Source organism: Streptomyces sp. NBC_00162, from assembly GCF_024611995.1.
Lineage (GTDB): Bacteria > Actinomycetota > Actinomycetes > Streptomycetales > Streptomycetaceae > Streptomyces.
In genome coordinates, this window is record NZ_CP102509.1 from 7,392,463 (window position 1) to 7,418,090 (window position 25,628).

Annotated in this window: 24 protein-coding genes; 12 read left to right on the forward strand and 12 right to left on the reverse strand. The window is 73.1% G+C overall.

All coding sequences use genetic code 11. The features are described from left to right. Nucleotides 1-53: 53 nt before the first annotated feature. Nucleotides 54-1,550 carry an FUSC family protein gene (locus JIW86_RS34135; RefSeq protein WP_257559542.1) on the forward strand — a complete coding sequence of 499 codons (1,497 nt, stop codon included), beginning with the start codon at nt 54-56 and terminating at the stop codon, nt 1,548-1,550. Here the strand turns inward: JIW86_RS34135 and JIW86_RS34140 are convergent. Further along, nucleotides 1,540-3,837 (reverse strand): HelD family protein, encoded by a 2,298-nt coding sequence (locus JIW86_RS34140; protein ID WP_257557825.1) that lies wholly within the window; start codon nt 3,835-3,837, stop codon nt 1,540-1,542. The two genes, JIW86_RS34135 and JIW86_RS34140, sit on opposite strands and share 11 nt — an antisense overlap. A 142-nt stretch (nt 3,838-3,979) precedes the next feature. Between JIW86_RS34140 and JIW86_RS34145 the strand changes: the two genes are divergently transcribed. From JIW86_RS34145 to JIW86_RS34155, 3 genes are all read left to right on the forward strand, one after another. Beyond that, on the forward strand, nt 3,980-4,573 hold the full coding sequence (locus tag JIW86_RS34145) for a GNAT family N-acetyltransferase (RefSeq protein WP_257557827.1): 594 nt from the start codon (nt 3,980-3,982) through the stop codon (nt 4,571-4,573). A gap of 240 nt (nt 4,574-4,813) precedes the next feature. After that, nucleotides 4,814-5,950 carry a nitric oxide synthase oxygenase gene (locus JIW86_RS34150; protein ID WP_257557828.1) on the forward strand — a complete coding sequence of 379 codons (1,137 nt, stop codon included), beginning with the start codon at nt 4,814-4,816 and terminating at the stop codon, nt 5,948-5,950. A 73-nt stretch (nt 5,951-6,023) separates the two neighbouring features. Next, the gene (locus JIW86_RS34155; protein ID WP_257559543.1) at nt 6,024-7,076 is read left to right on the forward strand and encodes a lactonase family protein; all 1,053 of its coding nucleotides are present in this window, start codon (nt 6,024-6,026) and stop codon (nt 7,074-7,076) included. A gap of 61 nt (nt 7,077-7,137) precedes the next feature. On the opposite strand, the gene JIW86_RS34160 is transcribed toward JIW86_RS34155, so the two are convergent. From JIW86_RS34160 to JIW86_RS34170, 3 genes are all read right to left on the reverse strand, one after another. Continuing rightward, nucleotides 7,138-8,052 carry a sirohydrochlorin chelatase gene (locus tag JIW86_RS34160; protein WP_215145407.1) on the reverse strand — a complete coding sequence of 305 codons (915 nt, stop codon included), beginning with the start codon at nt 8,050-8,052 and terminating at the stop codon, nt 7,138-7,140. Nucleotides 8,053-8,148: 96 nt separating this feature from the next. Further along, complete coding sequence (locus JIW86_RS34165; RefSeq protein WP_257557831.1) at nt 8,149-8,835, reverse strand: uracil-DNA glycosylase; 687 nt, start codon at nt 8,833-8,835, stop codon at nt 8,149-8,151. Between the two features lie 11 nt (nt 8,836-8,846). Continuing rightward, nucleotides 8,847-9,938 (reverse strand): WD40/YVTN/BNR-like repeat-containing protein, encoded by a 1,092-nt coding sequence (locus JIW86_RS34170; protein WP_257557833.1) that lies wholly within the window; start codon nt 9,936-9,938, stop codon nt 8,847-8,849. Between the two features lie 213 nt (nt 9,939-10,151). On the opposite strand from JIW86_RS34170, the gene JIW86_RS34175 reads away from it, so the two are divergent. The 3 genes from JIW86_RS34175 (at nt 10,152) to JIW86_RS34185 (ending at nt 13,119) form a co-directional block, all read left to right on the forward strand. Next, a complete protein-coding gene (locus tag JIW86_RS34175; protein ID WP_257557835.1) occupies nt 10,152-11,492 on the forward strand; it encodes a wax ester/triacylglycerol synthase family O-acyltransferase in 1,341 nt (446 codons plus the stop codon). A gap of 80 nt (nt 11,493-11,572) precedes the next feature. Next, nucleotides 11,573-12,673, forward strand: a complete 1,101-nt coding sequence (locus tag JIW86_RS34180; protein WP_257557836.1) for an NADH:flavin oxidoreductase/NADH oxidase — start codon at nt 11,573-11,575, stop codon at nt 12,671-12,673. An 83-nt stretch (nt 12,674-12,756) separates the two neighbouring features. Continuing rightward, nucleotides 12,757-13,119, forward strand: coding sequence for an ArsR/SmtB family transcription factor (locus JIW86_RS34185; RefSeq protein WP_215145417.1), 363 nt, complete (start codon nt 12,757-12,759; stop codon nt 13,117-13,119). Here JIW86_RS34185 and JIW86_RS34190 read toward each other — a convergent pair. Together JIW86_RS34190 and JIW86_RS34195 are read right to left on the reverse strand one after the other, a co-directional pair. Beyond that, nucleotides 13,116-14,474 (reverse strand): FAD-dependent oxidoreductase, encoded by a 1,359-nt coding sequence (locus JIW86_RS34190; RefSeq protein WP_215145419.1) that lies wholly within the window; start codon nt 14,472-14,474, stop codon nt 13,116-13,118. The genes JIW86_RS34185 and JIW86_RS34190 overlap by 4 nt on opposite strands. A gap of 52 nt (nt 14,475-14,526) precedes the next feature. Continuing rightward, the gene (locus JIW86_RS34195) at nt 14,527-15,204 is read right to left on the reverse strand and encodes a DUF305 domain-containing protein (RefSeq protein WP_257559544.1); all 678 of its coding nucleotides are present in this window, start codon (nt 15,202-15,204) and stop codon (nt 14,527-14,529) included. Nucleotides 15,205-15,288: 84 nt separating this feature from the next. On the opposite strand from JIW86_RS34195, the gene JIW86_RS34200 reads away from it, so the two are divergent. Then, nucleotides 15,289-16,773, forward strand: a complete 1,485-nt coding sequence (locus JIW86_RS34200) for an LVIVD repeat-containing protein (RefSeq protein ID WP_257557838.1) — start codon at nt 15,289-15,291, stop codon at nt 16,771-16,773. On the opposite strand, the gene JIW86_RS34205 is transcribed toward JIW86_RS34200, so the two are convergent. From JIW86_RS34205 to JIW86_RS34220, 4 genes are all read right to left on the reverse strand, one after another. Further along, a complete protein-coding gene (locus JIW86_RS34205) occupies nt 16,770-17,390 on the reverse strand; it encodes a TetR/AcrR family transcriptional regulator (protein WP_257557840.1) in 621 nt (206 codons plus the stop codon). The genes JIW86_RS34200 and JIW86_RS34205 overlap by 4 nt on opposite strands. Before the next feature lie 37 nt (nt 17,391-17,427). Continuing rightward, on the reverse strand, nt 17,428-18,111 hold the full coding sequence (locus JIW86_RS34210) for a phosphatase PAP2 family protein (RefSeq protein ID WP_257557842.1): 684 nt from the start codon (nt 18,109-18,111) through the stop codon (nt 17,428-17,430). Between the two features lie 50 nt (nt 18,112-18,161). Next, nucleotides 18,162-19,100 (reverse strand): M56 family metallopeptidase, encoded by a 939-nt coding sequence (locus tag JIW86_RS34215; protein WP_257557844.1) that lies wholly within the window; start codon nt 19,098-19,100, stop codon nt 18,162-18,164. An 81-nt stretch (nt 19,101-19,181) separates the two neighbouring features. Further along, nucleotides 19,182-19,703, reverse strand: coding sequence for a DUF5134 domain-containing protein (locus tag JIW86_RS34220; protein ID WP_257557846.1), 522 nt, complete (start codon nt 19,701-19,703; stop codon nt 19,182-19,184). A 146-nt stretch (nt 19,704-19,849) separates the two neighbouring features. Here JIW86_RS34220 and JIW86_RS34225 point away from each other — a divergent pair, with 146 nt between their 5' ends. After that, nucleotides 19,850-20,389, forward strand: a complete 540-nt coding sequence (locus JIW86_RS34225) for a GNAT family N-acetyltransferase (RefSeq protein WP_215145431.1) — start codon at nt 19,850-19,852, stop codon at nt 20,387-20,389. A 25-nt stretch (nt 20,390-20,414) separates the two neighbouring features. Here JIW86_RS34225 and JIW86_RS34230 read toward each other — a convergent pair whose 3' ends face one another. Together JIW86_RS34230 and JIW86_RS34235 are read right to left on the reverse strand one after the other, a co-directional pair. Then, the gene (locus JIW86_RS34230; RefSeq protein WP_257557847.1) at nt 20,415-21,107 is read right to left on the reverse strand and encodes a glycerophosphodiester phosphodiesterase; all 693 of its coding nucleotides are present in this window, start codon (nt 21,105-21,107) and stop codon (nt 20,415-20,417) included. Nucleotides 21,108-21,298: 191 nt separating this feature from the next. Continuing rightward, nucleotides 21,299-21,928, reverse strand: a complete 630-nt coding sequence (locus JIW86_RS34235; protein ID WP_257557848.1) for a PadR family transcriptional regulator — start codon at nt 21,926-21,928, stop codon at nt 21,299-21,301. 49 nt (nt 21,929-21,977) lie between these two features. Between JIW86_RS34235 and JIW86_RS34240 the strand changes: the two genes are divergently transcribed. From JIW86_RS34240 to JIW86_RS34250, 3 genes are all read left to right on the forward strand, one after another. Then, a complete protein-coding gene (locus JIW86_RS34240) occupies nt 21,978-23,102 on the forward strand; it encodes an LLM class flavin-dependent oxidoreductase (protein ID WP_257557849.1) in 1,125 nt (374 codons plus the stop codon). After that, nucleotides 23,099-24,136 carry an alpha/beta hydrolase gene (locus JIW86_RS34245; RefSeq protein ID WP_257557850.1) on the forward strand — a complete coding sequence of 346 codons (1,038 nt, stop codon included), beginning with the start codon at nt 23,099-23,101 and terminating at the stop codon, nt 24,134-24,136. The genes JIW86_RS34240 and JIW86_RS34245 overlap by 4 nt, the downstream gene beginning before the upstream one ends. An 81-nt stretch (nt 24,137-24,217) precedes the next feature. Beyond that, entirely contained in the window at nt 24,218-25,624 is a 1,407-nt protein-coding gene (locus JIW86_RS34250; RefSeq protein WP_257557851.1) for a DUF6421 family protein, read from the forward strand. Nucleotides 25,625-25,628 lie beyond the last annotated feature (4 nt).

A 25,628-nucleotide genomic window follows, 5' to 3' on the forward strand; every position in this document is an offset into this window, starting at 1 on the left:
CCGCGGGCCGGCGCGCACCACAGCAAGGGGGGCGGCGCACCGCCGTGAAGAGGATGTTCGTGGCTCCGGATCCGGGGCGTATGAGACTGCGGAACTCGGCCCGCGCGGTGATAGGCGTCGGCGCCGCCGTGGCCCTCGCGGAGCTGTGCGGTCTCTCCCTGACCGCCTCCATCACCGGGGGACTGGCCGCCCTGCTCGCCCTGTTCACCGTGGTCGACTCGAGCGTGCGGGCCCAGCGCGCCACCACCGCCCTGCTGCCCCTGGCCGGGTTCCCCGTCCTCGCGCTGGCCACCACCCTGCACGGGGTACCCCTGGCCCGGGACGCCGCCTTCCTCGCCGTCGTGTTCGCCGGGGTCTACGCCCGCCGCTGGGGCCCGCGCGGCCACGCCCTCGGCATCTTCGGCTTCATGATGTTCTTCGTCACCCAGTTCCTGCACGCCGTCCCCGGACAGCTGCCCGAGCTGTACGCCGCCGTCGGGCTGGCTCTCCTCGCCGCCGGTGCCGTGCGCTTCGCGCTGTGGCCCATCGAGCGGCGCACCCCGCCCGCCGCCGCCCCGCCCGGGCTGCCGGGCGCCGGCCTCGCCCGGCCCACCACCCGTCAGGCCTTCCAGGCCACCGCCGCCTGCGCCTTCGCCCTCGCCATCGGCCAGGCGCTCTCCGAGGACCGCTGGTACTGGGCCGTGGGCACCGCCTGGTGGATCTTCGTCAACACGGCCTCCCGCGGCGAGACCCTCGTACGGGGCTTCCGCCGCGTCCTCGGCACCGTCCTGGGCATCGCCGCCGGGCTGCTGATCGCCGTACCGCTGCACGGCGCGCCCGCTCCGACCGCCGCGCTCGTCGCCGTGTGCGTCTTCGGGATCTTCTACACCGCGGCCCCCTCGTACTCCTGGATGATGTTCTTCGTCACCGTCATGGCCGGGCTGCTCTACGGGCTCCTCGGCGTGCTGCACCCCGGACTGCTGCTCCTGCGCTTCCAGGAGACCGCGATCGGCGCGTTCGGCGCGGCACTCGCCGTCGTGATCATCCTCCCGGTGACCACCCACGGCGCCAACGACGCCTGGATCCAGCGCGCCCTGGAGTGCGTCCGCGCCTCCACCGCGGCCGCTCTGGACCGGCTCGCGGGGGACCCCGCCGCCGACCCCGCCCCCCACGCCGCCGAGCTGGAACTGCTGCTGGGCCGCGTACGGATGGCCCTCGCGCCCCTCGTCCACCCGCTGAGCCCGCTGCGCGCCCGCAAGGCCCGGGCCCGGCAGGTCCTGGCGCTGCTCGACGACTGCGCCCGGGAGGTCCGCGGGTTGGTCGCCGTCGCCGCCGACCCGCAGGCCTCGCACGACGCCCGGCTGGCCGCCGCCTGCTGGCGCGTGGAGGCCGCCGTGCAGGCGCTGACCGCCCGGGACAGCACCCCGGAGCTCACCGCCCCGCCGAAGCCCCGGCCCGTCGCGCCCGCGGAACCGGCCCTCGCCCACCTGCACGGCCTCGAGCACGCCCTCGTCGCGCTCGCCGTCCCGCTGCGGACCGATCCGCGGGCACCCCTGGTCATCAGCGCCTGAGCAGCCCCTCCCCGGCCGCCTCCAGCCCCGCCGGCAGCCGGCCGGCGGTGTGCACCACCCCCAGGGCCTGCGTGGCCCGGGTCAGCGCCACGTACAGGTCGCTCGGCTGGAGGTCGGCCGGCTCCACCACGATCACCGTGTCGAACTCCAGCCCCTTGGCCTGGCGCGGGTCGAGGAGGACGACCTCCCGGGTCAGATCCGGTTCCGCCCCGGCCCGTACCCCCGGCAGCTCCCCGGCCAGCGAAGCGTGCAGCTCCCGCGGCGCGATCACCGCGAGCCGCCCCTCGGCCGGCATCTCCCGCCGCACCGCGTGGGCGACGGCCCCCGCCAGGTCACCCGTCGCCCGCGCCCACGGGCGCACCCCGGTGGCCCGCACCGAGCTCGGCGGGGCGAAACCGGGGTCGCGGGCCCGCAGTACGGACGCCGCCACCTCCATGATCTCGGCGGGCGTACGGTAGTTGACCCCCAGCCGGACCAGCTCCCAGCGCCCGCCCACGTACGGGCGCAGGATCCGCTCCCACGATCCGCAGCCCGCCTCCTCGGCGGTCTGGGCCGGATCGCCGACCAGCGTCATGGACCGGGTCGGGCAGCGCCGCATCAGCAGCCGCCACGCCATCTCCGACAGCTCCTGCGCCTCGTCCACGATGACGTGCCCGAAGGCCCAGGTGCGGTCGGCGGCGGCCCGCTCGGCCGCGCTGCGGTGGTCGGCCTCCTCATGGCGCTCGGCCATCCGCTCGGCGTCGATGATGTCGTGCGCCGCGAGGTACTCGTTCTCCTCGTCCTCGAACTCATAGGACCGGGACCCCTCCGACAGGTCCAGCACGCCCTGCGCGTACGCGATGCGCCGCTGCCGCTCGCGCTCCTCGGCGGCGCGCCGCGCGCTGTCGTCCTCCCCGAGCAGTTCCGCCGCCTCGTCCAGCAGCGGCACGTCGGCCGGGGTCCAGTCCGGCCGCGCCGACGGCTCGCGCCGGATCAGCCCGGCCTCGTGCGCCGGCAGGTGCGTGGGCTCCGTCAGGAAGTCGGCGACGAGCCGCTCGGGGGTGAGGGAGGGCCACAGCGAGTCGATCGCCGCGTGCACGGCCGGACTCATCGCGATCTCCTTCCCGAGCTGGGCGACGTCGTCCGAGCCGAGCAGGTTGGGGCCGCCGTACGGATCGGCCCCCAGCCGGTCGGCGAGCTGCGCCGTGAGCGCGTCGATGATCCGGAAGGCGAAGGAGGGCCGCGCCTGGTTGTGCGGCAGCCCGGTGGCCCGGGCCCGGTCCCGCGCCTCGTACGCCATCGTGCGGTCCAGCAGCAGCGTCCCGTAGTCGTCGTGGTCGATCTCCAGCGCGGGCTCGGGGACCGTGTCGTACTCCTCGCCGGTGCCCGTCGGCACCGTCTCGGGCAGGCACTGCCGGTCTTCGACGATCCGCGCCAGGACCTCGGCCATCGAGGCCCGGCCCTTCACCGCGGCCGCGCCGGGCCGGTCGGTGCCCGTCGCGTGGACACCGGGGAAGAGCTCGCCCGGCGTCGCGAGCAGGACGCCCGTCTCGCCGAGCGCCGGCAGCACCCCGCCGATGTAGCCGAGGAAGGCCGGGCCCGGCCCGACGATCAGCACCCCGCGCTTGGCGAGCAGTTCGCGGTGCGCGTACAGCAGGTACGCGGCACGGTGCAGGGCGACCGCCGTCTTCCCGGTGCCGGGACCGCCCTCGACGACCAGCACCCCGCGGTGCGTGGAGCGGATGACCCGGTCCTGCTCGGCCTGGATGGTGCGCACGATGTCGTGCATCCGGCCGGTCCGGGCGGCGTCCAGCGCGGCGAGCAGCACGGCGTCCGCGTCGGCGCCCTCGTACCCGGTGCGCTCCGCGTCGGTCAGGTCGAGGATCTCGTCGTGCAGGGCGGTGACGGCCCGCCCGCGGCTGCTGATGTGCCGGCGGCGGCGCAGGCCCATCGGGGTGTGGCCGGTGGCGAGGTAGAACGGGCGGGCCACCTCCGCGCGCCAGTCCAGGACCAGCGGCGTGCGCTCCGCGTCGTCCGCGCGGATTCCGAGCCTGCCGATGTGGTGGTCACGGCCGTCGGAGAACTCCAGACGGCCGAAACACAGGCCGTTCTCTCCGGCATTCAGCGCGGAAAGCAGGCCGGACTGCTCGGCGACCAGGACATCGCGCTCCAGACGTGCCTGAGCACCGTTCCCGACCTCGCGCAATGCCCCCTCGACAGCGTGTTCGGCCTGGTCACGCAGGTGGTCGAGGCGCACATAGAGGTCGGTGACGAATTGCTGCTCTTTCCGGAATTCCTCGGTTGACAATTGCACTCCTGCCGCGATACAGTGTCCTCGAAAGCTTCCTCATGTCTTCGTTTTCCGGCGAAGTCATGAACCATTGAATATACGCTCTCTCCTCCCTCGGCAGCCAATTCCGCCGGGGGATTTTTTGCGTACCGTGGATCCCATGACCACCGCACACGGCTCCGCCGACGGCATCGTCTACCGCCTCGCCCGACCCGAGGACGCGGGCGCCATCGAGGCCCTCGACGGTTCTTTCACCACCGACACCGTCTTCGAGGTGGCCGCCTCCGACACCGGCTTCGGCGCCGGCTTCGGCTTCCTGCTCCGCGAGGTGCCCGCGGACCCGCCCCTGTACAAGGAGTTCCCGCCCGAGGAGCACGACGAGCAGGGAACCGGCGGCGGCGCGGGCACCGGCGGGGACGCGCGGACCTACGTGGCCCTCGACGGCGGCCGGGTGTGCGGCTTCGCCGCTGTGGGCTACGCCGCGTGGAACCGGCGGCTGACCGTCGAGGACATCGAGGTCTCGCCCGGCCACCGGGGCCGCGGCATCGGCCGCGCGCTGATGGAGTGCGCGGCGGACTTCGCCCGTGAACGGGGCGCGGAACACCTCTGGCTGGAGGTGAGCTCCGTCAATGCCCCTGCCGTGCACGCCTATCGGCGCATGGGCTTCACCCTCTGCGGTCTCGACACCACTCTGTACGGCGGTACGCCCGCCACGGGGGAACAGGCGCTCTTCATGAGCCGGCCCTGCCGCTGACCCCCGCCGGCGCGCGGCCGGGCGACCACCGATCCGGGGTCAACTCCCGAGCTGCGGCGGATCGTACGCTCCGCCGGGCCCTGACCGCAGGACGATCCGTGAAGATCACTCGGAGGAGTGTTCCGGGCTTGCGCTTGACCACGGCGCTGACCTGCGGCATGTACAACGGGTGATTGTTCATTGCACATTCATCCGGCATGTACAGGGTGGATCTGGTCGGACAGGGGGTAACCGCCCGGGATGGAAATACTTCAACAGCGCTCCACCACCGCTCAGGTGTGGGAAGCGGCCGAGGAGTTCATCCGACTCTTCCACAGAGAGGACCGCGATGCCGGTGATCCGCGTGACCGGCTCGCCGCCGTACGGGCCGAGCTCGCGGCGACCGGCACCTACCGGCACACCCCGGAGGAGCTGGTCCACGGGGCCCGGGTGGCCTGGCGCAACAGCAACCGCTGTATAGGCAGGCTCTACTGGAACTCCCTGCGGGTCCGTGACCGCCGGGAACTGACCGACGCCGACGGCATCGCCGCCGAATGCTTCGGGCACCTGCGCGAGGCGACCAACGGCGGCCGGGTCCGGCCCACGATCACCATCTTCGCCCCGGACGCCCCGGACCGCCCCGGCCCGCTGATCTGGAGCGAACAGCTCGTCCGGTACGCCGGCTACGGGGACCACCACTCCGTCACCGTCGGCGACGCCCGCAACGCCCCGCTGACCGAGGCCCTGCTCCGGCTCGGGTGGCCCGGCGGCGCCGGCACCCCGTTCGACCTCCTGCCGCTCGTGGTCCAGGGCGTCGACGACAAACCCCGCTGGTTCGACACCCCCGAGGACGCCGTCCTGGAGGTCCCGATCGGGCACCCCGACGACGAGGGCTGGGCGGACTGGGGGCTGCGCTGGCACGCCGTGCCCGCCATCTCCAACATGTGCCTGGAGATCGGCGGCATCCACTATCCGGCCGCCCCGTTCAACGGCTGGTACATGGGCACCGAGATAGGAGCCCGCAACCTCGCCGACACCGACCGGTACAACCTGCTGCCCGCCGTGGCCCGCCGCCTCGGCCTGGACACCTCCAGCGACCGCTCGCTGTGGAAGGACCGCGCGCTCGTCGAGCTCAACCGGGCGGTCCTGCACTCCTTCGACCGCGCCGGGGTCACCATCGCCGACCACCACACCGAGTCCCGGCACTTCCTGTCGCACATGGAACGGGAGGAGCGCAAGGGCCGGGACGTGGGCGCGGACTGGTCCTGGATCGTGCCGCCGATCTCCGGCTCGGCGACCCCGGTCTTCCACCGCACGTACGAGGACCGGCCGAGCAGCACCTCGTACGTCCACCACCAGGGCGCCCAGGAACGGGCCCAGGGACGGGATTTGGTATAGACCTTCTGTTACCGTCGGCTCCGGACGGATCCGGAACGGCGGAGAGGGGCATCCCGTGGGCGGCGCGCACAGCATGGACCAAGGCGGCGGACACCGGGCCTACATCGGCTCGTTCACCTCGGGGGGCGGCCGCGGTGTCACCACCGCGGCCGTGGATCCGGCCACCGGAGCCCTGACCCCGCTCACGGCCACCGGCGCCGCCGTCGCGGACCCCTCGTACCTCGTCCTCGCCCGGGACACGGGAGTGCTCTACGCGGTGAGCGAGACCGGGCAGGGGGCGGTGGCCGCCTTCACCCCCACCGCCGAAGGCCTCGCCCCGCTCGGCGCACCCGTTTCCGTCGGGGGCTCCGGACCCACCCATCTCAGCCTGGCCGGGGGCCGGCTGCTCACCGCCAACTACACCTCGGGGGGCGTCAGCAGCCTTCCGCTCGCCGCGGACGGCAGCCCGGGCGGCCCCGCCGCCGTCCTCGCGCACGAGGGATCCGGCATCGACACCGACCGGCAGGAGCGGCCGCACGCCCACCAGGTGCTGTCCGACCCGAGCGGCCGCTGGGTGCTCAGCGTGGACCTCGGCACCGACTCGGTACGGGTCTGCGCGCTCGACCCGGCCACCGGGGAGCTGCGGCTGCACACCGAGACCTTCCTGCGGGCCGGGACCGGACCGCGCCACCTCGCCTTCCACCCGGACGGCGCGGTCGCCTACGTGCTGCACGAGCTGGAGCCGCAGCTGACCGTCTGCCGCTGGAACGCGGCCTCCGGGCAACTGGAACCGGTCGCCGAGGTTCCGGTCGCCTCCGCGGGCCCCTCAGGGGCCGTACGGGCCTACCCCTCGGCGGTCGTCGCCTCGCCCGACGGGCGCTTCGTCTGGACCGCGATCCGCGGCACCGACACCATCGCCACCTTCTCCCTCACCGGAGGCGCCGAGAAGCCGGAGCTCACCGGCGTCGTGGGCTGCGGCGGCAGCTGGCCGCGCGATCTCGCCGCCGACCCCGCGGGGCATCGCCTGTACGCGGCCAACGAGCACTCGGGCGACGTCACGTGGTTCGACGTCGACCCCCTGACCGGGCACCCGCGCCGGGCCGGTTCGGTGGCCGTGCCCGCCGCCACCTGCGTGGTCTTCGGCTGACACGCCGAACGCGAGGGCCCCCGCCGTCCGGCGGGGGCCCTCGCGTTCTTTGCGGAGCGGCTCAGTGCGCAGAGGCGCCCTGGGTGATCCCGAGAGCCGCGGAGTACTGGGCGACGGCGAGCTTGCCGAGCGCCCCGTAGGCGCCGAGCACCTCGGAGGCGGCGCAGTCGGCTTCCTTGCAGGCGGTGTCCAGCAGCCCGTCGGCGGCCTCCGGGCCGATCAGGTACGGGGCGAGCGCGAGCTGCGTGGAGCCCTCGCGGCGCAGCTGCTCGGCGACGGCGGCCACCGAGCCCTCCTCGTCGAGCGCGGCCGCCTTGACCGGCACGGCGAGCCGGGCGGCGAGCAGCATCCCGGTGATCCCGGCGGCCTGTACGGCCTCCTCGCCGCCGGTGGTGGCCAGGACGATGCCGTCGGCGGCGGTGGTCACGGTGAACAGCCGGGCGCGGTCTGCGCGGGCCAGGCCCGCCTCGGACAGGCGCACGTGCAGGCCCTCGGCGAGCAGCGGGTGCGGGCCGAGTACGTCGGCCAGCTCGGCCGCGGCCGAGGAGTCCATCAGCGCCTGGCGGACCCGGCGGAGCAGATCGCCGTCCGGACCGGCCAGCAGCGGGACGACCACGGCGTCCGGGCCGGTCGGCGCGGGCACCTCGTGGCCGGCCGCGCGGGCGAACTCCGCACGCGCGGCACGCTCGCTCGCGACGGCGGTCAGCACGCCGGACAGGGACGGGAACTCGGAGGCGTCGTCACCCTCGAGGAAGCCGATGCGGGCATCGAGGCCCGGCAGCTCGGAACGGCCGATGCTGATGATCTCTTCCGCCAGCCCGCGCGAGGCGGCCGAAGGGGCACCGGGCACGGCGAGCACCAGCGCGGGCGCGCCCTCGGGCGCCACCGCGGGCTCGGGCCGGCGGTGCCGTCCGGTCTGGCGGGGTCGCGGCATTCGTACGGGCAGGCCATTTGCGGGCCCAGTGGGGGAGCTCATGGCGCCGCATGCTACTGGCTTATCGGAACCAGGTGTTCGGGCAGGGCCTTCTCCGGTGGCATCTGTCCGTATTTATCCGGTGAATGGCAGGCAGGTTCAACTGACGGACGGCAAGCGCCAGTCCACAGGCTGTGAACCTTGGTCCACCAGCAGCTGGTTCGTCCTGCTGAACGGCCTGGACCCGAAGAACCCGTAGTCGGCGGACTTGGGGGAGGGGTGGGAAGATTCCACCACCGGCAGCTCTCCGAGCAGCGGCCGCAGGTTGCGGGCCGCCCGGCCCCAGAGGATGGACACCAGCGGCTTGCCGCGCGCCGCGAGCGCCCGGATGGCCTGGTCGGTGACGGCCTCCCAGCCCTTTCCCTGGTGGGCGTTGGACCTGCGGGGCGCGGTGGTCAGCGAGCGGTTGAGCAGCAGCACGCCCTGCCGGGTCCACGACGTGAGGTCGCCGTTGGCGGGCCGGCCGGTACCGAGGTCCCGGTGCAGTTCCAGGAAGATGTTGTCGAGGCTGGGCGGCACCGGCCGCACCTCGGGCGCCACCGAGAAGGACAGGCCCACCGCGTGCCCCGGGGTGGGGTACGGGTCCTGTCCCACGATCAGGACCTTGACCTCGTCGAAGGGCTGCTGGAAGGCCCGCAGGACATTGGCCCCGGCGGGGACGTAGGTTCTGCCCGCCGCGATCTCGGCGCGCAGGAAGTCGCCCATCGCGGCGATCTGCCCCGCAACCGGCTCCAGAGCCCGGGCCCAGCCCGGCTCGACGATCTCGTTCAACGGTCGTGCTGCCACGGTCGATCACTCTACTGGCCCAGCGTCGCCGCCCGCACACAGAGCACGTCGGGCAGGTGCTCGGCCAGCAGCTGCCAGGTCTCGCCGTCGTCGTGGCTGGCGTACAGCTCGCCGTTGCGGTTGCCGAAGTAGATCCCCGCCGGGTCGGCGTCGTCCGTGCACAGCGCGTCGCGCAGCACCGTGCCGTAGTGGTCGCCGGCCGGCAGGCCCTTCGAGAGCGGCTCCCAGCTGGCGCCCGCGTCCCGGGTGCGGAAGACCCGGCACCGGTGTCCGGCCGGGACCCGGTCGGAGTCGGCGTTGAGCGGGAAGACGTAGGCGGTGTCCGGCCGGTGCGGATGGGCGGCCACCGCGAAGCCGAAGTCGGAGGGCAGTCCGCCGCCGATGTCGGTCCACCGGGTCCCCGCGTCGTCGCTGCGGTAGACCCCCCAGTGGTTCTGCAGGTACAGCCGGTCCGTGTCCCCGGCGTCCTGGGCGATCTTGTGGACGCACTGGCCGAACTCGGGGTGGGGATCGGGCAGGAAGACCGCCGACACCCCGTCGTTGGACGGCTCCCAGCTGGCCCCGCCGTCCTTCGTCCGGAACACCCCGGCGGTGGAGACCGCCACCGTCACCGCGTCCGGGTCGCGCGGATCGGTGATCACCGTGTGCAGTCCCTCGCCGCCGCCGCCCGGCTGCCAGCTGCTCCGGCTCGGGTGCTCCCACAGCGGGCGGACCAGCTCGAAGGACTCGCCGCGGTCCGCCGAGCGGAACAGCGCGGCCGGCTCGGTGCCCGCGTAGACCACGTCCGGGGCCTCGGGCCCGGCGGGCTGGAGCTGCCAGACCCGCTCCAGCGAGGCGCCGGTGTCCTTGGGGAACTTCACCGCGGCCTCGGCGGGCTCCCGCCACGTCGCCCCGAGGTCGTCGGAGCTGAAGACGGACGGCCCCCAGTGCGAGCTGTCCCCGCCGACCAGCAGCCGGGGCGCCGGACCCCGCCGGTCGACGGCGACCGCGTACACGGCCTGGGCGTTGAAATGGGGCCCGTCGAACTCCCACGGCGCCCCGCCCCGGCGGCGGCCGATGAAGAGCCCCTTGCGGGTACCCACGAGCAGTAGTACGTCGGCCATGGCCGGCACCTCCGGACCTCGTCGTCCATCTGGCTTTCACAGCTTTCCGGCCAGTCTGCACCCGCCCACTGACAGCGGCTCGGCGGGCGGCGCGGTGCCCCGAGCTGCCGATTGATACCGATTGTTTACGATCGAGAAATGATTGCTGCTTGCCTGTAAGTGTTCGGAATGGGTTGACTTCAGGCCACCGCAGCCGCACGCGAGAGGACCTACGTGGCCACCGAGCACCTGTCCCCGCTCGACCTCGCCTTCTGGCGGATCGAATCCGCCGCCCACCCCATGCACCTCGGCGCCCTCGCCGTCTTCACGGCCGCGGGCCGCCGCGGGGCGCGCGCCGCCGAGCGCGCCGCCGAACTGCTCACCGCCCGCTGCGCCACCGTGCCGGGCCTGCGCCGCCGGATCCGGGACGTGCTGCTGCCGGTCGGCGCGGCCGCCTGGTCGCCCGACCCCCACTTCGACCCGGCGCGGCACGTGTTCCTCGTCCGCACGGACGAGCCCCTCGCGCACACCGCGGCGGGCCCGCTGATGGCGCGGCCCCTGGATCGGGACCTGCCGCCCTGGGAGGCGCACGTCCTGGCGGGGCCCGACCCGGACTCCTTCGCCGTGCTGTTCAAGTTCCACCACGCCCTCGCCGACGGCCTGGGCGCGCTCGCCCTGGCCGCGGCGCTGTTCGACGAGGGTTCGGACCTGCGGCCGCCCGCGCGGCCCGTCCCCGAGCGGGCCCCCGGCTCCGAGCAGCGGGCCGGCTCCGCCCTGCGGCGTCTGCCCGGAGTCCTCGCGGCCCGGGTCCAGGAGGTCGGCCAGGCCCTCGAGATCGGCGCCGCCGTGGCCCGCGCAGGACTGCCCCTCGGGGTCCCGGCGGCTCTCACCGCGGAAGCCTCCGGCACGGGATCGCGTACGGTCGCGGGCCTCGCGCTCGACCTGGACGAGGTCAACCTCGTCCGCAAGGCCGCCGGGGGCACTGTCAACGACGTGCTCATCTCCGTGGTGGCTGGCGCGCTGCGGCGCTGGCTGGAGGGCCGGGGCGACCCCGCGCCCAGCGGACCGGGCCCGCGTGCCCTGATTCCCGTGTCCCGCCGGGGCCGGCCCGGCGGCGGGGGCAACCGGCTCTCCGGATACCTGCTGCGGCTTCCGCTGGCCGAGCGCGACCCGCTGCTGCGCCTGGACCGCGTCCGGGCGGCGATGGACCGCAACAAGGACGCCGGACCCGCCCGCGGCGCGGGGGCCGTCGCCCTGCTGGCCGACCACGTCCACCCGCTCGGCCACCGGCTCGGCGGCCCGCTCGTGGCCCAGGCCGCCCGGCTGCTCTTCGACATCCTGGTCACCAGCGTCCCGCTGCCGGGCCTGACCTTCTCCCTCGGCGGGAGCCGGGTCCGCGAGGTCTACCCGCTCGCCCCGCTGGCCCACGGCCAGTCCCTGGCCGTGGCGGTCTCCACGTACAAGGGGACGGTTCACTACGGCCTCGTCGCCGACGCCGCGGCCGTCCCGGACCTGCCCGCCCTGGCGGAGGCGCTGCGCGCCGAGCTCGACGCGCTTGTACGAGAGGTCTCGTAGTACGAGAGATTTCGTAGTACGGTGAGTCTCGTACTTAGCCGCCGATCCCCGGTGCGCCCGGTGACGTCTGGAGAGCCCTGATGAGTGCTGCCCCCGCTGCCTTCGCTGCCCTGTTCGCGCCCTACACCCTGCGCTCGGTCACGATCCCGAACCGCGTGTGGATGGCCGCGATGTGCCAGTACAGCGCCGAGGCCTTCGGCCCGAACGCGGGCGTGGCGCACGACTGGCACTTCGCCCACTACGCCGCCCGCGCCGTCGGCGGCACCGGCCTGATCATCCAGGAGGCCACCGCCGTCTCCCCGGAGGGCCGGATCTCCCCCTACGACCTCGGCATCTGGAACGACACCCAGGTCGAGGCACTGCGCCGGATCACCTCCTTCCTCAAGGCGCAGGGCACCGTCCCCGGCATCCAGATCGCCCACGCCGGACGCAAGGCCTCCACCGACCGGACCTGGAAGGGCGGCGCCCCCGTCGGCCCCGAGGCGCACGGCTGGCAGCCGGTCGCGCCCAGCGCCGTGCCCTTCGCCGACGGCCACGCGGTCCCGCACGAGCTGACGGTCGATGAGATCCGGGAGATCACCGGGCAGTTCGCGGCCGCGGCCGAGCGCGCTCTCGCGGCGGGCTACGAGGTCGTGGAGGTCCACGGCGCCCACGGCTACCTGATCGGTGAGTTCCTCTCCCCGCACAGCAACAAGCGGACCGACGCGTACGGCGGCTCCTTCGGCAACCGCACCCGCTTCGCCCTCGAAGTCGTCGACGCCGTACGGGCGGTGTGGCCCGAGGAGCTCCCGCTGTTCTTCCGGATCTCCGCCACCGACTGGCTGGAGGCGGACGGCTGGACCGCCGACGAGACGGTCCGGCTGGCCGCACTGCTCCAGGAGCACGGGGTGGACCTCCTCGACGTCTCCACCGGCGGCCTCGCCCCCCGGGTGACGATCCCGGTCGGCCCCGGCTACCAGGTGCCCTTCGCGGCCCGGGTCAAGGCCGAGACCAGCCTCCCCGCGGCCGCCGTCGGTCTGATCACCGAACCGGAGCAGGCCGAGAAGATCCTGGCCAACGGCGAGGCCGACGCGGTCCTGCTGGGCCGGGAGCTGCTGCGCGACCCGTACTGGGCCCGCCGGGCGGCCGTCGAACTGGGCGCGGAGATCCGTACGCCCGCCCAGTACCACCGGTCCTGGTGACGCGGGAGGCGCACCCGGCCGAGCTCATACGATGACTCTCGTACGATGGGGGCCCGACCAAGCCGAGCGAGCGGAGCAGGGACATGACGGAACGTGACGCGGCCCGCGCCCTCGCCCACCCCGAGGCGGCCGGGATCCGGCTGGAGGGCGTGCTGCACGCGCTCTCCGACCCGGTCCGGCTCTCCATCGTCCGGGATCTGGCCGGCTCGGCCTCGGAGCTGGCCTGCTCGTACTTCGACCTGCCGGTCACCAAGTCCACGACCACCCACCACTTCCGCGTTCTGCGGGAGAGCGGTGTCGTACGCCAGACGTACCGCGGCACCACCAAGCTCAACGCCCTGCGCCGCGAGGAACTGGAGGAGCTCTTCCCCGGCCTCCTCGACAGCGTCCTCACGGCGGCCGCCGCCGAGGAAGCGCGCCTGGACAGGGTCCTGGACAGGGCCTAAGCGAGCCCGGCCGCGCCCAACAGGCCCTGCCAGTCGGGGATCTTGACCGAGCGGCGGCCCAGGGAGCGGCCCAGGTCGGCCTCGGCGGCCTCTATGGCCAGCCAGCCCGGCCACTCCACGGGGTGCAGGCCCGCCGCGCGCAGCGCGTCCAGCGGGTCGCCGGGCAGCTCGCGCCGGGCCAGCATCCCCGCGTCCTGGAGCAGCGAGGACGCGGTCTCCTTGGCGCAGGGCCGGTTCGTGCCGATCACCCCGGTCGGGCCGCGCTTGATCCAGCCCGCCACGTACTCGCCGAGAGAGGCGCGGCCCGCGCGCACCACCCGGCCCGCCGCGTGCGGGACCGTGCCCTTCGCCGGGTCGAAGGGCAGGCCCGCCAGCGGGACGCCCTTGTAGCCCACCGAGCGCAGCACCAGCTGCGCCTCGATGTCCTCGTACACGCCCGTCCCGGTCACCCCGCCGCGGCCGTCCGGGGCGGTCCGCTCGAAGCGCACGCCGCTCACCCGGCCGTCGGGCCCGCCCAGGATCTCCACCGGGCGCAGATAGAACCGCAGGTCGATGCGGCGGCCCGCGTCGCCCGGACCCCGCTCCGCCCAGCCGCGCAGCACCTCCAGGTTGCGCCGGGCCACCGCGGGCAGCGCCGCGGCCGCGGCCGGATCGCCGTACACCGGATCGAGGGCCGCCTCGGCGGGGTCCACCACGGCGTCCACATCCGGCAGCGTGCCCAGTTCCCGCAGCTCCTTGGTGGTGAACTTGCCCTGCGAGGGACCGCGCCGGGCCACCATCGCCACCCGCCGCACCCCGCTGTCGGCGAGCGCGCCGAGCGCCGGCTGCGGCATGTCCGTCGGCGCCAGTTCGGCCTCGCCCCGGGCGAGGATCCGTGTCACGTCCACGGCGACGTTGCCCGCGCCGACCACGACCGCCGAGTCCACCCCGGTCAGGCCGAAGGTCTCGGCGACGGCGTCCGGGTGACCGCTGTACCAGGACACGAATGCCGTGGCGGAATGCACCCCGGCCAGCTCCTCGCCGGGGATCCCCAGCAGCCGGTCGCGCGCCGCGCCCACGCAGTACACGACCGCGTGGTACAGCTCCAGCAGCCGCTCCGTGGACAGCAGCTCCCCGCCGACCTCGACGTTTCCGAGGAAGCGGATCCGTTCGTCCTCGAGCACGGTGCGCAGGTTGCCCTGCAGCGACTTGATCTTCTCGTGGTCGGGCGCGACCCCGTACCGCACGAGCCCGTACGGGGCCGGCAGCCGGTCCAGTACGTCGACCCGCACCCCGGGCACCTCACGCTGCTGCACCAGCGTCTGGGCCGCGTAGACCCCGCTGGGGCCCGATCCGACGACGGCGATACGAAGCACGGCGGAGCTCCTCCCGCAGGTGGTCCCAGCATGACACCCGGTGCCCCGGCCGTCAGCCCATCGCGCGCATCCGGTGGATCTCGGCGCTCTGCGTGGCCACCACCTCGGTGGCCATCTCCTCGACCGCCACGTTGTTGCCGTCCGTCAGCGCCTCGCCCGCCATCTTCAGCGCGCCCTCGTGGTGTGCGGTCATCAGCTTCAGGAAGAGCCGGTCGAAGTCGGCGCCCGTGGCCTCGGCCAGCTCCCGCAGCTGCTGATCCGTCGCCATGCCCGGCATCGCGCCGTGGTCGTGGCCCTGTCCGCCGGAGCCCGCCGGCGGCGCCGGATGGAGCTTCAACCACTTCTCCATCGCCCCGATTTCGGGCTTCTGGGCGGCCGCTATCCGCTCGGCCAGCCGTTTGACCCCGTCCGCCGAGGCCCGCTGCGGCGCCAGCGCGCTCATCGTCAGCGCCTGTCCGTGATGTTCGATCATGCCCTGTACGTAGGCGTGGTCGGCGGCGTTCGGGCTGTCGTCGGGTTTTTCCTTCGCGGCCTGTTCAGGGGTGAGGGTGCGCGCCTTCTCGCCCGGCTTGCCCGGTGCGACGACCACGGACCGGCCGTCCTCGGCCCCGTTCGCCCGGTCGTCCTCCTCCTGGCAGCCGGTGAGTGCCAGCAGGAGGCCGGCAGCCACGACCGCTCCGGTGAATCGGCTCCGCCGTAAGGCCTGGGGCCTCCGGGGGTCTTTTGCCATGTCCATGGAAAGGAAGATACTGCCGGGGTCCGGGTTCCGTTCCCCCATCGAGCGGAACCGATCGGACTCCCATGGGAGGGCACAGTGAGCTCGTTCCACAGCACGAGAGTGCGCAAAGGGAGGGTGGGAGCGGCCGTCGCGGCGGCCGGGCTCCTCGCCACGCTTCTGACCGCCGGACCGGCGGCCGCCACCCCCGACCCGGGTGACTTAGTGCCCGGCAGCGGCAGCCGGCAGGACGCGGGCCTCGTCGAGGGCAGGGAGCTCGCCCCCGGCGAGATCCCCGGCCAGGACGAGATCGTGCACAGCGCGAACATCAAACCCCTGGCGAACATCCCCCTCGCCCCGACCGCCACCGTCAATTCCGACCTGGCCTTCCAGGGCAGGTACGCCTACGCGGGCAATTACAACGGCTTCACGATCTACGACATCGCCAACCCGAAGGCACCGAAGACCGTCACCGAGGTGCTGTGCCCCGGCGGCCAGAACGACATCTCCGTCCTCGGCGACCTGCTGTTCCTCTCCACCGACTCCTCCCGCAGCGACGACTCCTGCAACAGCGTCTCGCAGCCCGCGACGGAGAAGTCCTCGTGGGAGGGCATCAAGATCTTCGACATCAAGGACAAGAAGAACCCCAAGTACATCAAGTCCGTCGAGACCAACTGCGGCTCCCACACCCACACCCTGGTGCCGAGCGGCCGCGACATCTACCTCTACGTCGCCTCGTACTCCCCGAACGAGGCCTTCCCCGACTGCAAGCCGCCGCACGACGGCATCTCGGTGGTGAAGGTCCCGAAGAAGGCGCCGACCCAGGCCGCGGTGGTCGCCTTCCCGATCCTGTTCCCGGACGGCGGCAACCCGGGCGGGCCCACCAACCCCGGCGTCTCCAAGACCACCGGCTGCCACGACATCACCGTGCTGCCGTCGAAGAACCTGGCCGCCGGTGCCTGCATGGGTGACGGCATCCTCTTCGACATCAGCAAGCCCGAACAGCCGCGGGTCATCGACCGGGTGCAGGACAACGTGAACTTCGCGTTCTGGCACTCGGCCACCTTCAACGAGCGTGCCGACAAGGTGGTGTTCACCGACGAACTCGGCGGCGGTGGCGGCGCCACCTGCAACGAGGCCACCGGCCCGAACCGGGGTGCCGACGGGATCTACGACATCACCGGCCGCGGAGACCAGCGCAAGCTCGCCTTCCGCAGCTACTTCAAGATCCCGCGCCACCAGGCCGACACCGAGAACTGCGTGGCCCACAACGGCTCGCTGATCCCGGTCGGCGGCGGCCGCGACATCATGGTGCAGGCCTGGTACCAGGGCGGTGTCTCGGTGTGGGAGTTCACCGACTCCGCCCAGCCCAAGGAGATCGGGTACTTCGAACGCGGCCCGCTGACCACCGACAAGCTGGGACTCGGCGGATCCTGGTCGGCGTACTACTACAACGGCCACATCTATTCGAACGACATCGCCAAGGGCTTCGACGTGCTACGGCTCGACGACTGGCGCACCGAGAGCGCCAAGTGGGTGTGGATGGACCGGCTCAACGTGCAGAGCCAGCCCGAGTACCACTAGTGAATCGTTCCGCCGGGCGGCCCGCCGTCCGGCGGGACGCCCAGCTCCCAGTCCAGTCCGTAGCGCTGGAACAGCTCGGCCCGCAGCCGGGCCAGCGGCATGGGCGCACCCGGCAGCAGGACCGCCACCACGGCGCCCATCAGCAGCGCCCGCAGCAGCGGATAGTCCGCGTCCACGTCCGGCGAGCCGTACCGGGTGACGGTGTCCCGCAGCAGCTCGGCGAGGCGCTGCTGCTCCGGGCACTGCACGAAGCCCTCGGCCGTGAGGATGCCCGCCATGTGCGTCCGCATCAGCAACGGCTGGTCCCGGGCCAGCCCGAGGATCGCGTCGATGGCGCGCGCCAGCCGCTCGCGCCCGTCGTCGCTGCGCGGCTCGCGCTCCAGTGCCGCGTGCAGGGTGAGGTGCATCAACCGGTGGACGGCCGACTGCAGCAACTGCCGTTTGCCCGGAAAGTAGTACGAGACCAGGCCGCGTGCCGCGCCCGCCCGGTCGGCGATGTCGCCGAGGGTCGTGGCCTCGTAGCCCCGCTCGGCGACGAGCTCGACCGTGGCCTGGAGCAGCCGCTCCCGGGAACGTCTGCGCAATTCTTCATTGACCGATGCGCTGCGCGGGGACATGCTTACTCCTGCGTTGACTGGCTGGGAGCCAATATACTCAGCGCGCGGGGCCGCCTGCTCTGGGTGACACGGGGGATCGCCCAGGGCAGGCACATCCCCGGCGGGGGCCCGGTACGGCGATGACGAGTGCCACCAGGGCCACGCCCAGCAGCCATCCGCCGAGTACGTCCGACGGCCAGTGCACCCCGAGGTAGACCCGGGTGAAGCCCACCCCGAGCACCGAGACCACGGCCGCGGCCCAGGCGGCGCGCACCGCCCACCGCGGGGTCCGGCGGGGGAGCAGCCACAGCAGCAGACCGCACACCACCGTCGCCGTCATGGCGTGGCCCGAGGGATAGGCCGCGAAGTGCGCCGAGTCCACCGGGTCCGGCAACACCGGACGCTCACGTCCCACCAGCGCCTTCAGACCCTGCTGCACCGCGGCCGCCACGAGCGTCGCCACCGCCACCCGCAGCGCCCGCTCCCGCCGGCCCCGCCGCCACAGCAGGACGCAGGCCACGACGGCCAGGGCCCGCATGGTCCACGGGTCCCACACCCAGTCGCTGAGGATCCGCATCGTGTGGGTGACCCCGGGATGGGCGACGGCATGGCTGTGAAGATCCCGTACGACCTGGTCGTCGTACGCGAGGAGCGGCCGCCACCGCGCCAGCACCAGCGCTGTCAGGACGGCCGCGAGCAGCGCACAGCCGATGCCCGCCTGCCGCAAGTGATCGCTCCGCATGGGGGGATCCTCGCACCGACCGAGCGTGAGCCCCGACGGCGCGCTACGGCTTAGGCCAGGGCGCTCAGCCCCGGTACGAAGGCCACCAGCAGCGGTACCGCCGGGACCAGGGCGGCCGTCGCCGTCAGCCGGAGCCGGTTCATCGCGGAGAGCCGGGGCGCGGCCGACAGCAGCCGGCGCACCCGCTCCTGGACGTGCGCCTGCGGGGCCGCGGAGGGCCCGAACACCCCGCGGTCCTCGTTCAGTCCGACCAGGGCCAGCGCGATCGTGAGCCGCCCGTACCGCCGCGAGGCCACGTCGTCGGCGGCCAGTTCGACCAGGCGGTGCATCTCCGCCTCGAAGGCCGCGAAGACCGGCACCTGCGGGAACCCCCCGGCCAGTGCCCGCGAACAGTGCAGCAGCCAGTCGTGCCGGGCCGCCGCGTGCCCCTGCTCGTGGGCCAGTACGGCATCGAGCTGGCTCCCCTTCAGCCGGCCCAGTGCCGCCGTCGTGACCACCAGCTGCGGGGCCGCCCCCGGCAGCCACCAGGCGTCCGGCCGCGGGCCCTCCAGTACGACGAGCCGCGCGCCCGTGGGGTCCTCCCCGGGCAGCAGAGGGGCCCGCACCAGCAGTTCGCTGCCCTGGGCGCGCCGCCGGGCCCGCGCCCGCAGCACCTCCCGGGCCAGCATCGCCGCCGTCCACAGCGCCCCGCCGGCCAGCGCGAGCGCGGTGCCGGCGGCCCAGGGACCGCCGGAAGCGCCCAGGGCGTAGGCGTCGACCACCCCGTGCGGGGCGGCGGCGAAGAGCCGTCCGCGCACCGCCTGCCAGGCCGCCGCCGCGCTGAGCAGCATCGACAGCCCGAGGCACAGGAGCACCGCGGCCACCACGCACTGCCACACCCACAGCGCCACGACGGGTTCGCGCTCGGGCCATCGGGCCCGGGCGAGCAGCCGGGGCGCGAGCACCGCGGTCAGGGCGCCGAGCATCAGGAGAACGGCGGGGACCATCATGGCCGCCAGCCTATGAGCGCGGGGCTACCTGCGGGTACGGTCGCGGGGCATTGGTGACGCAGGACACGTGTGCCCGGACCGTCACATGGTGAGCAGCATGGCCAACATCCCCATTCCCATGGCCAGTCGGCAGGCCCGTGTCAGCTCGGCCGACTCGGCCGGCGCCACCGGGTACGTCCTTTGCGCGCCGCCGCCGCCCGCCGCGACCAGCCGGGCCCCGCCCAGCAGGACGTACCCCGCGTAGTAGAGCAGCAGCAGTCCGGTGACCAGGGGCAGCCCCCCGCCGTGCCCGTACCCGGCGGCCGTCGTCAGCGCCATGTACGCCATGGCCAGCGAGCCGACCAGGTGGTGCGCGTGGTGCACCCCGCCGCGCAGCAGCCACACCGCGTGCAGGGCGGCGCCGCTGAACACCGCCCCGAGCACGAGCGCCTGCCACCCGTCACGGTCCCCGAGGGGCACGGCCATCAGCGCCATGCCGAACGCCATCACGGTCTCCCCGGCCGCGGCGCCGCCCGATCTGCGCACTTGCCGGAGGCAGTACGCTCCGCTCACCGCGCACAGCACGACGAGCAGCCAGGCGGAGGCGAAGTCGGCGGAGGACATGGCGGAACCGTGCACGGCGGAACCTCCCGGTTCGTCGGCGTCACGGGAAGAGATGCCCCTCTCACACCGCCCTCACTCGGCCCCGGGATACGCTCTCCCTGCCGTACCCGGTATGGCACATGCCACCGCGCAGAACGGAGTCACCGATGTCGACCGCCAACCCCGCCGCCCTCAGCTTCCGCAGTGCCGTCGAGGCGGACGTGACCGAGCTGGTGGCCCTCGTCGAGTCGGCCTACCGCGGTGAGGTCAGCCGCGGCGGCTGGACCACGGAGGCGGACTACCTGGACGGGCAGCGCACCGACCCGGACGGGGTCCGCCAGATCATCGACGCTGCCGACAGCACCCTGATCGTCGTCGAGCGCGCGGACGAGCTCGTGGCCTGCTGCCAGCTCGAACACCGCGGGGACTACGTCTACTTCGGGATGTTCGCGGTCCGCCCCGGGCTCCAGGGCGCGGGCCTCGGCAAGGAGATCCTGGCCGAGGCCGAGCGTCGCGCCATCGAGACGTGGGGCGCCAAGGAGATGCGGATGACGGTGGTGAACGTACGGGAGGAGCTCATCGCCTACTACGTGCGCCGCGGCTACCGGCGCACCGGCGAGCTGAGCCCCTTCCCCTACGGTGACGAGCGCTTCGGCGTCCCGCTCCGCGACGACCTGGCCTTCGAGCTGCTGGTCAAGTCGCTGTAGCCGAACGCCCGGCGCGCCCCGCCCGCTACGCGGTGAAGCGGCCGGTGCTGCGGATCTCCGGGAAGTCGGTCGCCGCGCCGTCCAGGCCGAGCGCCCGCGCGAGCCGCAGCTGGTCGAGGGTGTTGACGGTCCAGCCGGTCACCCGCAGCCCGGACGCGTGCGCCGATTCGACGGTCTCCAGGGTGAGCCGCCGGATGTCCAGGGCGATCGTCGCCGCACCGGCGGCCGTCGCCCGGTCCACGGCGTCCTCGGCGTCGTCGCCGGGAGCGGTCGCCTGCAGCACGGTCCGGACGCCCGGCACCAGCCGCGTGACCTCGACGAGCAGCGCGTCGTCGGAGGAGGCCACCTCCACCCGGGCGGTCAGGTCGCGGCGCAGGAGCAGCTCCGCGAGCACCCCGACGGCGGCCCGGTCCCGTACGGAGACCTGGAGCGGGGTCCGGACCGCGTCCAGGACGTCCTCGAACACCGGCACGTGCTCGCCCTGGCCGGCGTCCAGTCCGCGCAGCTCGGCCAGGGTCAGATCGGCGACGGCCCCCGAGCCGTCGGTGGTCCGGTCCACCTCGGGGTCGTGCAGGGCGACGAGGGCGCCGTCCTTGCTCAGCTGGACGTCCAGAGCGATGACGTCCATGCCGGAACGTTCCGCTCGCAGATACGACCGCAGGGTGTTCTCCGGTTCGACACCCATGACCCCGCGGTGACCGATGGTGAGGAAAGTCAAGGTTCTCTCGCTTCCGTCGACGGCGGCTCCCCGCGCGGACGCGGTGTCCCGACCGGCCGCGCGCGATGAGGACGCATGCTAGTGCGCCGAGGGTGCGAAGGGACCGCCCGTGCAAGGCCCCGGAGAAGCGCACCGGCCGCTTCCCGTCGGGGTTGTGAGCCCCTGCGAGGCCGGTGGCGGTGGCGGCGCCGTCACCCGGGCGTGGGCGCGTCCCCGCCGGCTTGACGGGCCTCGCCGGTCAGATCGGCCAGATCGGTCAGGAGGGCTTCGCCCAGCTCCAGTTCCGCGAGGTGCTGCCGCTCGCTCCAGCGCAGCGCGAGTGCGGGGAAGGCCCACTCCGCGACCGCACCCGCCTGCTCCATGGCTTCCCGTACGGCGGCCAGCTCGGCCCGGGTGCGCTCCAGGTGCTCGCCGACCATCGCGCGCAGCCGCTCCGGCTCGGCCAGGTGTCCGAGCCAGACCCGCAGGAGCAGTCCGTGCTTGAGCACCGGGGGCCCGGCCTCCGCCGTGTCGGCGGCCCAGCCGGCCAGTGCTTCGCGTCCCGCGTCGGTGATGGCGTAGCGCCGCTTGGCCCGCGCCTCCTCGGGCCCCGAGCGCGCGGAAGCCGCGTAGCCGAGCTCCTCCAGGCGGCGCAGCTCGGCGTAGATCTGGCTGATGGCGGGTGACCAGTAGAAGAAGCGGAGCGAGGAGTCCGCCCACTTCTTCAGCTCGTAGCCCGTGCGCTCCCCGGGGAAGGAAAGAAGGCCGAGAACCGCCCACGCGGTCGGCGGCAACTCCTGCCTCCCCGTCTCTTGCTTCTTCGACTTCTGACTACTAGTCATATTCCTAATTGAAGTAAGACCGGGCACGGGACGCAACCCTGGAGGCACCGTGAAATTCTCCGTGATCTTCGAAGCTCAGCTCGCCGACCCGACCGTGGAGCGGGAGCACCAGGTGATCCGCGACTGCGTGGAGCAGGCCGTGCTCGCCGAGCGGATGGGTTTCGACCGGATCTGGGCGGTCGAACACCACTCGCTGAAGTGGTACGCGCACATGTCGGCCCCCGAGATCTTCCTGACCTGGGTCGCGGCCAGGACCAGCACCATACGCATCGGGCACGGCGTCGTGTGCATGCCCTTCAACTTCAACCACCCGGTCCGGGTCGCCGAACGGGCCGCGATGCTCGACCTGCTCTCCGGCGGGCGGCTCGACCTCGGGGCCGGGCGCGGGGGCACCGAGCAGGAGACCTCGCTGTGCGGGGTGGACCGGGAGCGCACCACGGCGGAGGTCGAGGAGGCGCTGCGGATCATCGGCCGGGCCTGGCAGGAGGAGGAGCTGGAGTACCACGGCGAGCTGATCGACATCGACCCGCACCCGATCCTGCCACGGCCCGCGCAGACCCCGCACCCGCCGCTGTTCCTGGCGTGCAGCCGCGGCGAGACCCTGGTGCAGGCCGCCGAGCTGGGGATCGGGGCCCTGGTGATGGGCTTCGCCGGACCCGAGTCGATCGCGGGGATGCGGGCCGTCTACGACGCCGCGATCGCCGGGCGGGACGGCAGCCGGTTCGTGTCGACCGCGGTCAACGACCACTTCTCGGTGCTCTGCCCGACCATCGTGCTCGACGACCGGGAGGAGGCGCGCCGGATCGGCATCCGAGGCCAGCGGTTCTTCGCCCAGTCCATCGGCCACTGGTACGGCGGCGCGGGCATCCCGGACGAGGCCGTGGTCGCGGGAGCCGACGAGGCCGCCGAGATGCGCAAGGCGGCCGAGCAGGTCGTGGCCCGGCTGCACGAGCTGGACATCCCGGTCCGGCCGACCTCGACGGCCACCTTCCAGGCCGACCACGCCTACGGCAGCGCCGATGACGCCATCGCCCACGTGGAACGGCTGAAGGAGGCGGGGGCCGACGAGATCATGTGTCTGATCCAGATGGGCACCGTGGAGCAGGAGGCCTGTCTGGAGACCCTGCGGCAGTGGGGCGAGAAGGTCATCCCCCACTTCCGGGGCCGGCGATGACCGACCCCCGACCCCGCCCCGCGGACCGGCTCGGCCCCGCCGACCGCCTCGACCCCGCTGTCCGGCCCTACGTCGAAGCGCTGACCGCCGCCTTCCCGGATGTCGGCGGGAGCGTCACCGACGCCGACGAGGCCCGGCGCATTCTGGCGGCCGCGCCCCGGCAGCCGGCGGACCCGCCCCGCGTCGGAGCCGTCGAGGACCGGACGGTCCCCGGCCCGTCCGGAGCCCCCCCGGTCCCCGTACGGATCTACCTGCCCGACCCCGAGGAGTGGCCCGGGCCGCGCCCCACCGTGGTCTTCCTGCACGGCGGCGGCTTCGTCCTCTGTGACCTGGACACCCATGACACCACCGCACGCACCCTCTCCCGGTCGGCCGGCGCGGCCGTGGTCTCGGTGGACTACCGGCGGGCTCCCGAGCACCGGTTCCCGGCCGCCCTGGAGGACGCGTATGCCGCACTGTGCTGGGCCGGCGGACACGTCGGCGAACTGGGCGGCGACCCGGGCGCCCTGGTGGTCGCAGGGGACAGCGCCGGGGGCAACCTCGCCGCCGCCTCGCTGCTGATGGCCCGGGACCACCGGAAGTACAGGGGACCGGCCGTCGCCCTCCAGGTGCTCGTCTATCCCGCCCTGGACGCCGCCCAGGCCGGCGGGTCGTACCGGACGTACGCCGAGGGCTGCTTCCTGACCGCCGCGCACCTGCGCTGGTTCTGGGAGCAGTACCTGGGCCCTGACGGGGACGGCGGGCATCCGCTGGCCTCCCCGCTGCGCGCGGACCTGACCGGGCTGCCGCCCGCGCACCTGGTGGTCGCCGGGTGCGATCCGCTGCGGGACGACGGACGGGCGTACCACCGCAGGCTGACCGCGTGCGGAGTTCCCTCGGTCCTCGACGCCCATCCCGGGATGTTCCACGGCTTCCTGGCACTGGCCGGCGTCCTGCCACAGGCCCGGGAGGCCATGGCGCGACTGGGCGGAGCCATCGATTCCACGCTGACGAACGGGAAGACTTCCGGTGAAGCGGGGGGTATCACAGGATAATTTCCCGAGATACCTCTTGAACGGGAGAGCCTCCGCCGCTTACGCTGCCTTGACGTGAGGTTCTCCTGTGGAGGAAGTGACATGACGGAAACTCTTGTGCCGGGTGCCGGCGGTGCCGTGATAACCGCCGGGGCGCGGGTGGTCGACCACCCCGCGTGGCCCGCGCTCAAGGCCGCCGTGGAGGAGATCCGCCCCTGGCAGGCCAATGACGGCTCGATCGACTTCGAGGCCGCCGGCGCCCCCACCCGGGCCGAGGCCGAGTCCGCGGTCGAGTGCGTGATCGAGGGCGTCGAGGCGCTGTCCCCGCTGCTCCCGCACGCCGCGGCCTACCACCAGGCGCTCGTCGCGGACCTGCGCAAGTGGGTCGCCGACGACTTCCGGGTGCCGGACTTCCTCGACTCCCTGCTGGCCTTCCAGCCGGCCGCCGAGCGCACCGACGGTCTGCAGCACCTCGTGGTCTTCCCCATGTACACGCAAAACGGCAACCCGGACCGCAACCTGGAGGCCGTCGCGCTCCGGATGGTGTGGCCCGAGTGGCTCGCCGAGCTGGAGCGCACCCGGTACGACAACCCGCTCTTCCTCGGCATCACCTTCGAGGACTTCACCCCGGGTTACGACACCAACTCCGCCGTGCTCTTCCCGGAGACCATCGCCGTGCGCGAGGCCCCCGAGCGCTTCACCTGGGGCGGCATCTTCTGCGACCGCGAGGCCGCCCGCTACCGCAAGGTCACCGAGGCCGCGGTCGACATCCTGGGCATCGAGCTGCCCGAGGACATCGCCGCCATGGTCCAGGACCAGGAGCGCTGCGAGAAGGCCTTCGTCCTGTGGGACATGGTCCACGACCGCACTCACAGCCACGGCGACCTGCCGTTCGACCCCTTCATGATCAAGCAGCGCCAGCCGTTCTGGATGTACGGCCTGGAAGAGCTGCGCTGCGACCTCACCGCCTTCAAGGAGGCCGTGAAGCTGGAGTCCGAGGGCAACGAGCACGGCCGTGACGTCCAGTACGCCGTCCTCTTCGACCGGATGTTCCGCTTCCCGGTCTCCGGCGACCGCAACCGCAACTACGACGGTCTCGGCGGCCAGCTGCTCTTCGCGTACCTCCACAAGCACGACGTCGTGCGCTGGACGGACAACAAGCTGAAGATCGACTGGATGCGTGCCCCGCAGGTCACCAACCAGCTGTGCGCCGAGATCGAGGACCTCTACCGGGCCGGCATCGACCGCCCGAAGCTGGTCCACTGGTTCAAGGCCTACGACCTGGTCTCGACGTACCTCGCCCCGCACCCGGGGTCCAAGTGGGCCAAGGGCCCCGACGCCCTCGACATGACGCAGCCTCCGCGCAAGCTCGTTGACGACGTGCTTCCGGACGAGTTTCCGCTCAGCATGTTCTATGAGGCGCTCGCCAAGAAGCTCAAGGGCGTGATCGCCTCGACCAAGGGCATCACCGCCCTCAACGCCGAGCAGGCCGAGCGAGTCGCCGCGTGAGCGA

Bases quoted from the DNA above. Each gene is read 5' to 3' on its own strand.
- JIW86_RS34135 (WP_257559542.1), top strand. From the start codon at position 54: ATGTTCGTGGCTCCGGATCCGGGGCGTATGAGACTGCGGAACTCGGCC.
- JIW86_RS34145 (WP_257557827.1), top strand. From the start codon at position 3,980: ATGACCACCGCACACGGCTCCGCCGACGGCATCGTCTACCGCCTCGCC.
- JIW86_RS34150 (WP_257557828.1), top strand. From the start codon at position 4,814: ATGGAAATACTTCAACAGCGCTCCACCACCGCTCAGGTGTGGGAAGCG.
- JIW86_RS34155 (WP_257559543.1), top strand. From the start codon at position 6,024: ATGGACCAAGGCGGCGGACACCGGGCCTACATCGGCTCGTTCACCTCG.
- JIW86_RS34160 (WP_215145407.1), bottom strand. From the start codon at position 8,052: ATGAGCTCCCCCACTGGGCCCGCAAATGGCCTGCCCGTACGAATGCCG.
- JIW86_RS34170 (WP_257557833.1), bottom strand. From the start codon at position 9,938: ATGGCCGACGTACTACTGCTCGTGGGTACCCGCAAGGGGCTCTTCATC.
- JIW86_RS34180 (WP_257557836.1), top strand. From the start codon at position 11,573: ATGAGTGCTGCCCCCGCTGCCTTCGCTGCCCTGTTCGCGCCCTACACC.
- JIW86_RS34185 (WP_215145417.1), top strand. From the start codon at position 12,757: ATGACGGAACGTGACGCGGCCCGCGCCCTCGCCCACCCCGAGGCGGCC.
- JIW86_RS34195 (WP_257559544.1), bottom strand. From the start codon at position 15,204: ATGGCAAAAGACCCCCGGAGGCCCCAGGCCTTACGGCGGAGCCGATTC.
- JIW86_RS34205 (WP_257557840.1), bottom strand. From the start codon at position 17,390: ATGTCCCCGCGCAGCGCATCGGTCAATGAAGAATTGCGCAGACGTTCC.
- JIW86_RS34210 (WP_257557842.1), bottom strand. From the start codon at position 18,111: ATGCGGAGCGATCACTTGCGGCAGGCGGGCATCGGCTGTGCGCTGCTC.
- JIW86_RS34215 (WP_257557844.1), bottom strand. From the start codon at position 19,100: ATGATGGTCCCCGCCGTTCTCCTGATGCTCGGCGCCCTGACCGCGGTG.
- JIW86_RS34220 (WP_257557846.1), bottom strand. From the start codon at position 19,703: ATGTCCTCCGCCGACTTCGCCTCCGCCTGGCTGCTCGTCGTGCTGTGC.
- JIW86_RS34225 (WP_215145431.1), top strand. From the start codon at position 19,850: ATGTCGACCGCCAACCCCGCCGCCCTCAGCTTCCGCAGTGCCGTCGAG.
- JIW86_RS34235 (WP_257557848.1), bottom strand. From the start codon at position 21,928: ATGACTAGTAGTCAGAAGTCGAAGAAGCAAGAGACGGGGAGGCAGGAG.
- JIW86_RS34245 (WP_257557850.1), top strand. From the start codon at position 23,099: ATGACCGACCCCCGACCCCGCCCCGCGGACCGGCTCGGCCCCGCCGAC.
- JIW86_RS34250 (WP_257557851.1), top strand. From the start codon at position 24,218: ATGACGGAAACTCTTGTGCCGGGTGCCGGCGGTGCCGTGATAACCGCC.